The sequence below is a fragment of the Limosilactobacillus coleohominis 101-4-CHN genome (genome assembly GCF_000161935.1).
Taxonomy (GTDB): Bacteria; Bacillota; Bacilli; order Lactobacillales; family Lactobacillaceae; genus Limosilactobacillus; species Limosilactobacillus coleohominis_A.
The window spans coordinates 232848-246451 of the sequence record NZ_GG698802.1 but is presented as its reverse complement, the minus strand read 5'-3'; the positions used below and the strand labels follow the sequence as shown (position 1 = coordinate 246451).

Genomic DNA, 13604 nt, shown 5'->3' with positions numbered 1-13604 from the left:
TATACAAAAATAATTAGTTAACGAAAGCTGGTGAAAATTATGGATGGTGTAACGGTCAATGATTTAGTAAACCTGGTCAACGTCGGTGAGTTAAAAACAAATGGGCAACACACTGTTTTTGTAACTGCCCAACCGGATGCAAACCAGTTAGACCATTATCAATGGAATGTTTATGATCAGCATGGTAAACAGTCACAACGACTACTTTCGGTTAGTCAACACCCTGGTTTGGCCTTGAGTAATCATGATCCCAAGCAACTTTATTACTCCACTGCGGATCATAGAACGAAAAGAACACGCCTTCATCAATTTAATCTGACAAATTTAAGCGAAGAGCAGCAGTTTACAGTAGACGGTTATGAATTGAAGGTTGAGCAGGAACTAAACGCTCATGAATTACTTTTATCTGGTGCTTACCAATTAAATGAACCAACTACAGAACCATGGCATGAGGTTACGGAGGTGCCATACTGGTCGAATGATGAAGGCCAAGTTAATGGAGTTCGTCATCACCTCTGGATATTTAATTTAGCTACCCAGTTGCTGACGGATCTCGTTCCACCAACCTTTAATGTTGCGAACTTTTGGTACCAGGGTGGGCGACTACTTATCGCGGGCGTATCCTACCAAAATAGTCGCGCATTTAAGGATGGGCTTTACGAATATGATTTTTCTCATCACGATTTAGTCGACCTAATTAGCCCCGGTCAATATCGCTTTGATGATGTTGCAATTTTGAATCAGCGGTTATTTGCGGTTGCAAGTAATGGTCAAAAGTTTGGGATGGGAGAAAATCCCGATTTTTATCTTTATCATGATCATCAACTAGAGCTAGTAGCAGCTTGGGATGGTAATTTAGGGAACATTGTAGTAAATGATATGACTGTTGTTAGTGGCAATGCATCCTTAATTCAGGATGACAAACTGTACTTTTATACGACAGTTGTGGATCATAATGAGTTTTACCAATTCGATGGTCACCAAACAACACGACTTTTTTCGTGGTCCGGCGCTGTAAATTCATTCGTTATTAAAAACGATCAAGTTCTCTTTACTGCCACCACGGCCGAACAACCGCAACAACTGTATCAATATCACAATGGAACAGTTACCCAACTAAGTAGCTTTAACCAATTCCTAGAACAGCGCCAGGTTGCTAAACTTCACGAAGTTCGTTACCAGGACTCTACTGGGAAAGCAGCAACTGGTTGGCTAATGTTTCCGGCCAATTTTGTGAAAGGACGCCAGTATCCCGCAATACTAGAAGTTCATGGGGGTCCACGGGCTGCTTATGGAAAAAGCTTTTTTCATGAAATGCAGACCTTAACTACTAATGGCTACTTTGTCTTTTTTACCAATCTACATGGTTCGGCTGGTCAAGGGGATAAATATGCTGACCTCCGTGGCAAGTATGGTCAAGTCGACTACGCTGACTTAATGTCCTTTACTGATGCGGTATTACAGCAAACAGCTGCAATTGACCGAACAAGACTAGGGATTACTGGTGGAAGTTACGGAGGCTTTATGACTAATTGGGTTATCGGTCATACCCGCCGTTTTAAAGCCGCGGTCAGCGAACGGAGTATTGCCACATGGTCATCGATGATGGTTTCGGATATTGGCCCTGAATTTGTTCCAGATCAGTTGTCAGTAAACCTCAGTGATCAAAATGGAATGGAAAAGTTCTGGGTGCATTCACCGCTAAGGTACGCCAGTCAAGTGCAAACGCCAACATTATTTTTGCATTCAGATCATGATTATCGGTGCCCAATTATTGAAGGTTATCAAATGTATCAAGCATTGAAATTGCGTCAACAACCAACTAAATTAGTATTTTTTCATGGTGCAAATCACGATTTATCACGTACGGGACGGCCAGGTCAACGAATTCAGCGTTTAAAGGAAGTTTTAAAATGGTTTAATCAGTATCTTAAAAATCAAGAAGAAGGCGATTAAAATGACAACTACTGTTTATCTCAATTGTAATTTATTTCAAGGAACAAGCGATCAAGTGCAATCCGATGCCTGGATGGTGGTCAATAACGAAACTGGTAAACTAACCCATGTGGGTCAAGGCAACTACTCTGGTTCTGCAGATAACACAGTGGACTTAGAAGGACGCTACGCTATGCCAGGATTGGTGGACGCCCATACGCACATGTTCATGAATCCACTAACGAATAAACTGTATTATCTAACGGAAACTGAGGGGACCTTGCAAGCATTGGAAAACTTACGAGCGGGGTTAAAAGCCGGTCTCACTTATGTCCGTGATTGTGGAGCAGCGTTTGATGTCGATGTCAAATTGAAAAAGTACCGGGACGTGCATCCGTTTGTTGGCCCCCAAATTATGCCATCGGGACGGCCAATGTCAATGACGGGTGGTCATGGTGACTTTACTGAAGGGGAACATGGTGAAACTACATGGGGATACTTGGTCGACTCACCAGACCAGATGCGGCATGCTGTCCGCTGTGCGTTTAAAGAAGGGGCGAAAAACATTAAAGTGATGGCGACCGGTGGGGTAATGTCTTCCACTGACCAAGTTGATGATACTGAACTAAGCCTAGAAGAACTCCAAATGGCGGTCAAAGAGGCCCATTCCAAGCATATGACGGTTGCTGCCCATGCTGAAGGTGCGACGGGCATTCACAATGCGGTCGTGGCCGGTGTAGATTCTGTTGAACACGGATGCTATGTGCGGCATGAAGATGTCGAGTTGATGAAACAGCAAGGCACCTTCCTAACTCCCACGTTGATTGCGGGATATACAATTCCTAAGTATGGTCAGGGCAAGCTACCGCAATACATGTTGGACAAGGCAGAAGCATTTTTAGATGACTTCTTTTTACATGTCGGTGATGCAATCAAGTCGGGGGTAAAATTAGCCTTTGGGACTGATTCAGGAACACCATTTAACGAATTCAAAGATGCGCCAGTGGAGCTTAGTTTAATGGTTAAGGCCGGTGCAACTAACTACCAAGCATTACGTGCAGCCGGCCTTGGGTCAGCCACCTTACTGGGTGTTAATGACGAATATGGAAGTCTAGAACCAGGCAAATTTGCTGACTTCTTAGTGCTAGACCAAAACCCGCTTGCAGATGTCACAGCCGTTCAACAAGAAGATAAGCAAGTATACCAACATGGCCAACGGAAATTTTAGGAGGTGATTGAAATGACTGAAGAACGACAAGCAGTTGAGCAATACGCCCTTGAACATTGGGCGGACTTTAAAGAATATTTAGAGCACCCGAGCATTTCCGCGCAAAATACAGGAATTCAAGAAACTAGTGATTACTTAGTGCGAACCTTTCGGGAGCTCGGTGCTAAGAATGTTGAAAAATGGGATGATCAAGGTGGGAATCCGGTGGTTTTTGCCGAATTTAAGGGCCAGTCAGATCGTACGGTGCTGTTTTATAATCACTATGATGTTCAACCTCCCGAACCGTTAACGGAGTGGCAATCCGATCCATTTAAGCCAACTGTAAAAGGTAATCATCTTGTTGCACGCGGCGTTTGTGATGATAAAGGCGAATTAATGGTCCGCCTGGGCGTGGTAAAATTCTTTAATGAACATGGTGGCTTGCCAGTGAATTTGAAATTTTTTGTCGAAGGTGAAGAAGAAACTGGTAGTCAGCATGTCGAAAAATATGTGGATGCCCATCAAGACCAGCTGAAAGCCGACGCCTGCATTTGGGAAGGCGGCGGTAAAAATTCGGCGGATCACTTTGAGGTCGTTGCTGGTGTGCGGGGAATCGTCAGTTTTGATGTTCATGTCAAAACAGCGGAGGCGGATGTTCATTCTTCACTGGCCAGCTATGTTCCCAATGCGGCGTGGCGGTTAGTCGAAGGACTGGCGTCATTAAGGAACCCGAAAACTGGGCGAATTACGGTTCATGGTTTCTATGACGATATCACACCATTGTCATCGGCTAAAGAAGAAGCGGTGCAGAAGATGGACTTTGCAGAAGCTGAGGTTAAAAAAACGTATGGATTAAAACAGCCATTAGTTACCAGTCACCCACGCGAAGAGGTTGTGAACGGCACCACTTTAACGATTAATGGTCTATCCGCCGGGTATGAAGGAACCGGTGTCAAAACCATCGTGCCAAAGGAAGCCACTGCAAAGTTGGATTGTCGCTTGGCACCAAATCAAGATCCTGAAGATATTATGACTAAACTACGGCGGCAATTAAGTGAAAATGGTTATGACGACTTTGAGGTTCAACTAAACGTTGCCGAAGATGCTTGGCGGACGCCAATGGATAACGAATTTGTTCAAACTGCTTTGCAGACAGCACGAGTGGTTTATGGACCGACCACTAAATACGTACCAAACACTGCTGGAGGGGGACCAGTCCGACCGTTTGGTGAATTGCTTAAACTACCAGTTATAATGGTGGGTGTTCATTACGCGAAAAGTGGACCGCATGCTCCCAATGAGCATCTGCGATTAAGCGATTATGCAGAGGGGAGTTATTTCTTAGTAAAATTGTTAACTGATTTGGCAGTTGATGATTAGTTAAACATTAAAAACGTTTGATAGAAATCATTCATGACTTCTGTCAAACGTTTTTTTAACCAATTTTAAGTACTAAAGCTTCATATGGTTGCAGTTTAATCCGCTCCGTTAAGACCTGATCCTGCTCGTCATAATTACTTAGGATAACGTGAGCTCGTTGATTTTGATATTGTTCTGAGAGTTGCGTTTCACAGGGTTTTCCATAGAAATTAGTGAATACTAATAACTTAGCTGACTGGCCAGCTAAAAAACGTTCGTATGCTAAGATTTGCGAATCTTCTTTTAAAAACATCCGGATATGTCCGGCATAAATTAGTGGTTCCGTTTTTCGCAAGTGAATTAGACTTTGATAATAATTAAAGATATCACCAGAAGATAATTCTTTCTGGACATTAATTTTATCTTGATCCGTCGGCATTAACCAGGGCTTAACGGTACTAAAACCAGCAAATTGACTGTCGTCCCAATGCATTGGCACCCGAGAATTATCCCGCGCCTTGGTTTTAACAATTGCAAAAGCTTGATCAGCATTTAGACCATTTTTTAATAACGCTGAATAAGCATTTTTAGCTTCAATATCGACATAGTCATCAATCGAAGAATAGTGGGGATCGATCATCCCTAATTCTTCTCCCATGTATATATAAGGGGTCCCTCGCATACAATGAATTGCGGTTGCTAACATTTGAGCCGACTTAATTCGGTAGTGCTCGGGGTCTCCAAAACGGTTAAGTGCCCATGGCTGATCATGATTATTCCAGAATAGGGCATTCCAGCCATTTCCCTGATCCATTTTCTCTTGCCAGTCAGTAAAGAGCCGCTTTAACTTCATGAAATTGAAGGGAACCTTGGACCATTTTTGTCCATCACGATAATCCACTTTTAAGTGATGGAAAGTAAATACCATTGATAATTCATGTTCACTTGGCTTGGAATATTCAACTGAATTGGGAATGGTTGCTGACGACATTTCACCAACGGTGATTGATTCACGATCTTGACCAAAAGTTTTTTGATTAAGTTCTTTAAGATATTGATGAACTACTGGTGTATCAGTATACAGACTTTTTTCTTGATTAATGTCGCCAGTGGAATCAATTAGTTGCTCTGCTTTTCCAGTGACGTTAATCACATCAAAACGAAATCCGTGGCCTCCTTTTGCACGCCAAAAATTAACAACTTTAAATAATTCATTTCGTACTGCTGGATTATGCCAATCTAAATCTGCTTGCGTGGGATCATAAAGATGTAAGTAGTAGTAATCAGTATCGCCAAATTTAGCCCAGGCTGACCCACCAAATTTACTCTGCCAATTATTGGGTACCGAGCCATCAGCTTTTGCTTTACGTAGGTAAAAGAATTGACGATACTTTTCATCTCCGGCTAATGCCTTTTGAAACCAAGGGTGGTCAGTTGAACAATGGTTCAAAACCATGTCTAGCATTACCCCAATGTCGTTGTCGTGCAGAAGCTTCGTCATTTTTTCAAAATCCGTCATTGTTCCGAAGCGGGGATCAATTCGATAATAATCCGCAATATCGTATCCATTATCATTTTGGGGTGAAACGAAAAACGGGTTAAACCAAATCATATCGATATGCAGTTTTTTTAAGTAGTTAATTTTATCAATAATTCCGGGCAGATCACCAATTCCGTCATTGTTAGAATCATAAAATGACTTGGGATAAATTTGATAAATCACTTTTTTACCTAATTCTGTCATAAGATCTTCACTCCTAGATTTTAATTTTTTGTCGCCGCGCAAAATCAATAAACTTAAACCGACGGGGATTATGGAAAGATAACGTCAGTTGGAATAGGGTAGTATCCGCTAAATAGTTCTGGCTAGCTACTAATACCGCCTGCTGATTAGGTAACTGTAATTTTTTTTGGAAATCATCAGTAATTTTTTCAACGGTTATCGTTTTAGTAGCGTAAGAAACTTCTAAGCCCAATTGATTTTCAATGTAACTGTAAATAGAATGCTTGGCTTCTACTGCCGGTAATTGTTCAACTGGTGGGTTTAATAAGAAATCACAATCCAATACCACTGGTTCATCGTTAATTAACCGCAACCGTTCAACATATATTCCCGTATTCGATAATTGCTCAGGGAAATATTTTTTAAATAAAGGTGGCAGGCTATTAACCATTTTGTCCTGCAGTAATCGTGTTTCGGCATGCATTTTTAAAGATTTATTCAACTCATCAAAACTGGAAATTCCTGAAATCGGGAACGCAAATTTTTGCAAATCTAACACAACCGATCCCTTGCCCTTAATTTTTTGAATTAGTCCAAAGGTCATTAACTGTTGAAGTGCTTTCCTAATTGTCTCACGAGAAGCCCCATAGAGATCAGTTAGTTGATTTTCACTGGGTAAATACTCACCGCATTTAAATTGTCCATGCTTAATCTTAGATGCTAAATCTTGTGCAATTAAATCGGATTTTGCTTTGACCATTTATCAGAGGTTTCCTTTCTTGAAATTAGCCCCATTATATGGCTGGTGTACATACATGTCAAACGTAATTAATTATGTTGATATATAGATATTGTAATCGGTTTTAAAATTCACGTTGACAACTTGTACATACAAGTTTATCATGAATCACGAAATTAATGAAAGCGCTTCACAAAATTCAAGAAAGGGATTTTAATTATGGCAAAGAACGAAGTTGCATTATATTCTCCAGCTAGTGGTGAAGTCATTGCTTTAAGCAAAACTAGCGACCCAATTTTTAATCAAGGGACCATGGGTGAGGGGTTCGGAGTTGTACCGAACGATAAAATTGTTGTTGCCCCAGTTAGTGGGACTGTTTCAATGATTGCTGAGACTAAACATGCCATTGGTATCATTACAGAAACGGGATTAGAAGTTTTGATCCATATGGGAGTAGATACAGTCGGTCTAAAAGGCAAACCATTTACTGTGACCGTAGAAAACGGACAGGTTGTAAATGCTGGCGACCAAATTGCGACAATGGATATTGATTTTGTTAAAGCTGAAGGATTGGACACAACAATCATGACTTTAGTAACCAATTCCAACAGCACTTTAGCCGGTCTCGACGTGACGGAAGGCCCATGTGAGGCTGGAGCATTAGTTGCTCAAGCATATTTGAAAACTGTCGCTGGACCAGATTCGGATAAAAAACTATCGTATGACGACTTAGCAACGTTTATTATTAAGAACGTTGGTGGTCAAGAAAATATTCAGAGTTTGATTCACTGTATTACCCGTTTACGCTTTTACCTCAAAGATGAATCCAAGGCGCATGATGATATTTTAAAAAATCATCGAGGAATATTAGATGTGAAACACGCTGCTGGTCAATATCAGGTGGTGATTGGCAATGAAGTTACCAATGTTTACGATGCGGTGGTGAAACAATTACCAAAACTAGAAAATGCTCCTAAACCGGAAAGCCAACAGCAAACGAATGGAGGCAATCCAGTTACAAGAGCCTTTGGCAATCTAATTGGGTTTATCACCGGTTCCATGAGTCCAGTAATTGGAGTGATTGCCGCATCAGGGATTATCAAGGGTTTATTAGCCTTATTGACCCTACCGCAACTTGGTTCTTTATTGAGCATTAAGAGTCCAACTTACGTTACCATTAGTGCCATGGCGGATGCGTCATTCTTCTTCTTGCCAATTCTGGTTGGTTTTGCAGCTGCGAAACGCTTAGGATCTGATCCGATGATTGCTGCAGTTATTGGTGGCTTTTTAACTTATCCGCAAATTGTAACGTGGGGGAAAGCTGGTAAGCTGATGTTTAGCTTGGGTGGCTGGCATTTCCAGTTTCTAAATTATTCCTACTCAATTTTTCCCATGATTCTAGCGGCGTGGTTAGCTCAAAAGTGCGAACAATGGTTGAAAAAGGTTCTGCCGAGTTACTTACAAATGATTTTCACACCACTATTTACGATTTTGATTGTCTCAGGGATTACGCTATTAATTACAGGTCCGGTAATTCAGGGAGTGGCGAACGGAATTGCTGTCTTCATTAATTGGTTAGTTTCTGCTTCTGGATGGATTGGCGGGTTAGTGATTGGGGCCTTCTACCAACTACTTGTTATTTTTGGCTTGCATTGGGGTGTGGTCCCATTAGTAGCCCAGCAAATCGCTTCAACCGGACAAAGTTCGCTAAACGCAATTATCTGTGCCTCGATGGTATCTCAAGGAGCAGCGGTTCTAGCAGTTGCCATTAAGTCCCGCAAAGCAGATATGAAAGAGTTGGGGTTTGCCGCTACGATTTCCGCATTCTGCGGTGTCACAGAGCCTGCAATTTATGGGATTAATCTGCGTTATCGCAAGGTGTTTGCTTCAGGATGTATCGGATCTGCCTTTGGCGGGTTGGTAACCGGACTGATGCATGGTACTATGTATGGATTTACGGGTGGCTTAATCGGTTTTTCAAGTTTCTTTAATCCGGCACATCCAACACAACTCAATAGTTTCTATACTTTCTTAATTGCTAGTGCAGTATCAATTGTGGTATCCTTCATTGCCGTTTGGGTTTGGGGATATAATGATAATATGACAATGGGCAAAAAAGTTGCCAAGAAGCAACGTCCAGGAACAACTAAATAATCAAAAAGGATTTCAGAGTTTGGCCGTGCCAAGTACTGAAATCCTTTTATGTATTGTTTATTTAACTATTTACGAGTAATTAACGTTGCCGCACCCATACCACCACCGATACAAAGACTCGCAACTCCTGAATGAACTGCTTGCCGTTGCATTTCGTGGAGAAGGGTCACTACGATTCGTGTTCCTGAGGCCCCAAGTGGATGACCAAGTGCAATCGCACCACCATTTACGTTTACATTTTGCGGATCAATTCCTAATTGATGAATAACGGTTAATGCTTGGTTAGCAAACGCTTCATTAATTTCAAATAAGTCGATGGCACCCTGATCGAGGTTAGTTTGTTGTAATAGTTTTTGGATGGCATAGTAGGGCCCAATTCCCATGATTGCTGGATCAACGCCGACCAGACTAGCTCCAGACCAGTGCCCTAAGATGGATAAATCATGATCTTGTGCATACTTTTCAGAGGTCATGACCACGGCCGCAGCACCATCGTTAATCCCAGATGAATTACCGGCAGTAACCTGACCATCCTTTTTAAATACCGGTTTGAGTTTTGCTAACTTTGCTAATGATGTATCACGAATGGCCTCGTCTTGATCGATCATATACATCTTCCCGTGGTGATCACTGACCGTCACTGGCACTATTTCAGCATTAAAGCGACCCTTATCGCGTGCCATTGCCGCTTTATTCTGACTATGTAATGCAAATTGATCGATTGCTTGGCGACTTTCGGGATATTTTTGCAGAAGGTTCTCCGCAGTCACCCCCATGGGGTATTGATAAAAGGCATCACTTAACCCATCCTGGTACAAACTATCTACTAATTCTGCATTCCCATAACGATAACCAAACCGGCCTTTGGGGATGAGGTAGGGAGCATTAGACATGCTTTCCATTCCGCCTGCAATGACCACATGCGCTGTACCAAGCATGATTTGTTGAGCGCCTAACCGCAGGGCTTGCATTCCTGAACCACAGACATCATTAATGGTCGTTGCCGGGACTGTATTTGGTAATCCAGCACGAAGGGTGACCTGACGAGCCGGATTCTGACCTTGCCCAGCAGAGAGAACATTCCCCATGAAAACTTCGTCCACTACACTTTTTGAAATGTGGGCGTCGGCTAGGACACTTTTGACAACGATCGTTCCTAAATCGACTGCAGATTGGCTTGCCAGGGCACCACCTAATTTACCAATTGGGGTCCGTTTAGCACTAACAAATACTACTTTCTCCACAAAATTCTCCTCACTTTGTTAAGTATGCCGTTAATTCCGGTAATAAGTGCTCGGCTTGCTGCTGTCCTTGATGATAGAGTTCAGCTAGCTTATTCGTGTTCTTTTCCAGACGTCCGACCTTGACCATATTTTCCGGTGAAAAACAGAACCAGTCTCCATTAGCCGCTTTTTGATTAACCACTTCAACCTGTTGATTATAGACTTCTGGTCGTTTAATACCAGTTTCTGCAAATGCAAGGTGCTCTTTAAAAACTCGTCGGTACATTTGCTGCAGCAACTTGGAAGTTGGCTTCTTTTGATAGGCCCGGGGACGCGTCCGCACGATAACAATCTTATCAAATCCTTGCTGTTCAGCAATGTCATAAGGAATTGAATCAGCAACACCGCCGTCCAAGCATTGACCCTTCGATGTAATTTGCGGTTCCATTAAAAAGGGCATCGAGCAAGAAGCCTTCAAGTCATTGACCAGTTCCGAACCGGTGGGGTTAATAAACGATACCATTCGCCCGGATGATAACTGGGTCGCCACAATTGTAAAATTAGTTGAGGAGCGTTCATATGCCCGTTCGTCAAAGTTATTCCAATCCCAACCATGATCTTCAAACAAAAAATCTAAATTTAAAATATCCTGATGCTTCAGCATGTGCAAAAGCGAAATGTATTCCTTGTCTTTGCGATAATGCGTATGAACGTGAACCATCCGTCCATACTGTTTAGAAACGTATTGAGCACCGCAAAGGGCGCCAGCAGACACCCCAATGACACTTTTAAATTCAATATGGTGGGCCAGAAAAGCGTCGGTAATTCCAGTCGAATACTGACCGCGCATTGCCCCACCTTCTAAGACTAAGGCTGCATTATACAACATCAGAAAGCCCTCCGTTTTCATAAATAGATGTTCCCATTTTACCATTATTCAGGGATAAGTAACAAAGGTTGTTTTTGTTATTAGTTTACCGATATTATTTTTATGTAAAGTAAATATTCACTTATCATATCATCGGATTACTAATTATTGGTAAGGCAAAGAAAAAATTTTTAACCGGTAAATGAGCCCAAACTTGCGCGATTGCTTGTTGATAAATGATCATTTTGCAAATTCAAATTTCAAACCATTCATGCTATACTCTTCAATCAGTGACATTTATTGTCAGAGATGCCGAAAGGCGGATAAGGCATGATGGATATCATCATGAACCTAAAAAATAAAGGAGTTTGGTTATCAATGGGAAATTCTCATGAGAACTATTTTGTATGGTTGTTTAGACAGTTGAAGGGGTGGCCAGTGCAAAACTACTGTCTCTGGTTCTTCGCGTTTGGCTTTCAATTAGCATTACTAATTGAAGCAAAGGTTACTACGGTAACGTTAATTACTTTTATCGGTACTTTGCTAGGGACCCTTTGTGTTTTAGCAATCAATGCAACCAAGGCAATTAACGGTTGGTTAGGACTAATTAGTGCTGCCTGCTTTATTTATGCAGGGTTAGCCGCTAAAAATTACCTATCTATTTTTGAACAAATTGCCTACATTGCAACATTAGATTTACCAGTTATTTTAGCGATTAATTCTTGGAATGACGATACCAAGAACCACCTGCGCAAGTTTGGTGGTAAAGAATGGACGATTGCAATTATTGGAACATTACTGGTTTACCTAATTTCCGGTTACCTGATTGGTCAGTTTACCGATGATCCACGTCCTTGGATCGATGCCATTAGTTTCTCAATCAGTTTAACTGCCGGGATCATGTGCTTTATGCGTTATAATAACCAATACTTCTGGTGGTTGGCTTCCGGGATTTTTCAATTAATCCTCTGGGGGATTACTTTCGCCCAAGGTGATGCCACTTTAGCCATGGCGGTGAATAGTTCAATCTACGTTATCAATGATATTTTGGCCTTTACCGTTAGCCCATGGTTCAATCATGGGCGGAAAAAGCAAGGGTTAAACGCAATTAAATAACTCAGTGACTAACTCCGTGAACGTGAATAGTTCGCGGAGTTTTTCTTTATCCTCAACTTACTAAATCACGAACATTCAATTCAAGGATCGTTTTGTTGTTATTGACTTTCCGAATTTTCTCACTAATAATATGAATGAATAGTTAACTATTGGTTTCACAGTCAGAGTTTTGTTCGTGTTTAGGAGGAAGTTATGCATTGGTTAGCTGATTTAATGGCCGCAATCGGTGTGGTTTTGAACGGAATTCCCCAAGGGATTATGGCCATGGGGCTTGGGTTTGCGGTTTTTCCTACAACCTTTTCATTTATCTTAGTTACCGGAATTAATTTTATGTTCAATTCAGTTGCCCCGGTTTCTTTTCAGGCAGAATCCCTAGCGGTGACTGGTGATATCGGCGAAAACCCCCGGGAGTTTACATCAATTATCTTTGGTGGGTCTCTAATCATGTTAATTATCGGGGTTACCGGAACGCTTACCAGAATTGTTCGGCTTTTTGGTAATCAGATTATTTACGGAATGATGGCAGGCGTCGGTATTATGCTGGCAAAAATTGCTTTGCAAATGGCCAAAGGTTCCAATCAAGAGCAAGCATTCCAGCTGACTGGATGGTTATCAATTCTTGTGGCCGTTATTACTTACCTAATCACTAATAATTTAGTTTGGACAATCTGTTTGTCAGTAATTCTATCTAGTTTGTATGCGGTCTTTATTGAGCATTATCGCGCCACATTACCGACAAATGTTAAACTACGCCGGTTTGTTTTTACCAAGCCGATGGTTAATCAGCGCATCATTCGTGGGGCACTCAGTTTAGCGTGTTTGAATATTGGTGCGAACTTGTCGTACGGACTGATCACAGGTCAGATGACTGGAATCAAACCAAATCCCGTTAATTTGAATTTACTAACGACTTCGCAAGCATTGGCGGACCTGGGAACTTCTTTGCTAGGAGGCGCACCAGTTGAAACAATTATTTCTGCAACCGCTAGTGCGCCCGAACCAGTAATTGCCGGTTGTTTGATGATGTTAATTATGGCGCTAATTTTGGTTCTTGGCTGGCTCCCTAAATTAGGTAAGTACGTGCCGAGTTCATCCATCGCCGGATTTTTATTTGTCCTCGGGGTCTTTGTGACATTTCCGGAAAATGCGACAACTGCGCTTCACGGTAGTCAACCAATCGTAGCTACATTAACAATGGTCATTACCGGATTAGTTGATCCATTTACTGGTCTGTTATCTGGCGGCATTTTAAAAGTCTTATTAGCTTTCATTTAAGGAGA

At 41.8% G+C, this 13604-nt stretch carries 10 protein-coding genes; 6 read left to right on the top strand and 4 right to left on the bottom strand.

Going from position 1 to position 13604, the window contains the following annotated elements; all coding sequences use genetic code 11:
* Positions 1-39 precede the first annotated feature (39 nt).
* The 3 genes from HMPREF0501_RS01320 to HMPREF0501_RS01310 are packed head-to-tail and all read left to right on the top strand — an operon-like array spanning position 40 to position 4522.
* Positions 40-1956, top strand: coding sequence for an alpha/beta hydrolase family protein (locus HMPREF0501_RS01320; protein ID WP_006915991.1), 1917 nt, complete (start codon positions 40-42; stop codon positions 1954-1956).
* 1 nt (position 1957) lies between these two features.
* Positions 1958-3163, top strand: coding sequence for a metal-dependent hydrolase family protein (locus HMPREF0501_RS01315; protein WP_006915990.1), 1206 nt, complete (start codon positions 1958-1960; stop codon positions 3161-3163).
* Positions 3164-3175: 12 nt separating this feature from the next.
* Positions 3176-4522: a M20/M25/M40 family metallo-hydrolase gene (locus tag HMPREF0501_RS01310; protein ID WP_006915989.1), complete on the top strand. Its 1347-nt coding sequence runs from the start codon at positions 3176-3178 to the stop codon at positions 4520-4522.
* 55 nt (positions 4523-4577) lie between these two features.
* Here the strand turns inward: HMPREF0501_RS01310 and treC are convergent, their stop codons facing one another.
* Both treC and treR read right to left on the bottom strand, forming a co-directional pair.
* The gene (gene treC, locus HMPREF0501_RS01305) at positions 4578-6245 is read right to left on the bottom strand and encodes an alpha,alpha-phosphotrehalase (RefSeq protein WP_006915988.1); all 1668 of its coding nucleotides are present in this window, start codon (positions 6243-6245) and stop codon (positions 4578-4580) included.
* Positions 6246-6258: 13 nt separating this feature from the next.
* Positions 6259-6984, bottom strand: a complete 726-nt coding sequence (gene treR / locus HMPREF0501_RS01300; RefSeq protein WP_006915987.1) for a trehalose operon repressor — start codon at positions 6982-6984, stop codon at positions 6259-6261.
* Positions 6985-7182: 198 nt separating this feature from the next.
* On the opposite strand from treR, the gene HMPREF0501_RS01295 reads away from it, so the two are divergent.
* The gene (locus HMPREF0501_RS01295) at positions 7183-9117 is read left to right on the top strand and encodes a glucose PTS transporter subunit IIA (RefSeq protein WP_006915986.1); all 1935 of its coding nucleotides are present in this window, start codon (positions 7183-7185) and stop codon (positions 9115-9117) included.
* A 65-nt stretch (positions 9118-9182) separates the two neighbouring features.
* Here the strand turns inward: HMPREF0501_RS01295 and HMPREF0501_RS01290 are convergent, their stop codons facing one another.
* The gene (locus tag HMPREF0501_RS01290; protein ID WP_006915985.1) at positions 9183-10361 is read right to left on the bottom strand and encodes an acetyl-CoA C-acetyltransferase; all 1179 of its coding nucleotides are present in this window, start codon (positions 10359-10361) and stop codon (positions 9183-9185) included.
* Positions 10362-10371: 10 nt separating this feature from the next.
* Complete coding sequence (locus HMPREF0501_RS01285; protein ID WP_006915984.1) at positions 10372-11229, bottom strand: patatin family protein; 858 nt, start codon at positions 11227-11229, stop codon at positions 10372-10374.
* 357 nt (positions 11230-11586) lie between these two features.
* On the opposite strand from HMPREF0501_RS01285, the gene pnuC reads away from it, so the two are divergent.
* Positions 11587-12324 (top strand): nicotinamide riboside transporter PnuC, encoded by a 738-nt coding sequence (pnuC, locus tag HMPREF0501_RS01280; protein WP_006915983.1) that lies wholly within the window; start codon positions 11587-11589, stop codon positions 12322-12324.
* 192 nt (positions 12325-12516) lie between these two features.
* Positions 12517-13599 carry a solute carrier family 23 protein gene (locus HMPREF0501_RS01275; RefSeq protein WP_006915982.1) on the top strand — a complete coding sequence of 361 codons (1083 nt, stop codon included), beginning with the start codon at positions 12517-12519 and terminating at the stop codon, positions 13597-13599.
* Positions 13600-13604 lie beyond the last annotated feature (5 nt).

Bases quoted from the DNA above. Each gene is read 5' to 3' on its own strand.
- HMPREF0501_RS01320 (WP_006915991.1), top strand. From the start codon at position 40: ATGGATGGTGTAACGGTCAATGATTTAGTAAACCTGGTCAACGTCGGT.
- HMPREF0501_RS01315 (WP_006915990.1), top strand. From the start codon at position 1,958: ATGACAACTACTGTTTATCTCAATTGTAATTTATTTCAAGGAACAAGC.
- HMPREF0501_RS01310 (WP_006915989.1), top strand. From the start codon at position 3,176: ATGACTGAAGAACGACAAGCAGTTGAGCAATACGCCCTTGAACATTGG.
- treC (WP_006915988.1), bottom strand. From the start codon at position 6,245: ATGACAGAATTAGGTAAAAAAGTGATTTATCAAATTTATCCCAAGTCA.
- treR (WP_006915987.1), bottom strand. From the start codon at position 6,984: ATGGTCAAAGCAAAATCCGATTTAATTGCACAAGATTTAGCATCTAAG.
- HMPREF0501_RS01295 (WP_006915986.1), top strand. From the start codon at position 7,183: ATGGCAAAGAACGAAGTTGCATTATATTCTCCAGCTAGTGGTGAAGTC.
- HMPREF0501_RS01285 (WP_006915984.1), bottom strand. From the start codon at position 11,229: ATGTTGTATAATGCAGCCTTAGTCTTAGAAGGTGGGGCAATGCGCGGT.
- pnuC (WP_006915983.1), top strand. From the start codon at position 11,587: ATGGGAAATTCTCATGAGAACTATTTTGTATGGTTGTTTAGACAGTTG.
- HMPREF0501_RS01275 (WP_006915982.1), top strand. From the start codon at position 12,517: ATGCATTGGTTAGCTGATTTAATGGCCGCAATCGGTGTGGTTTTGAAC.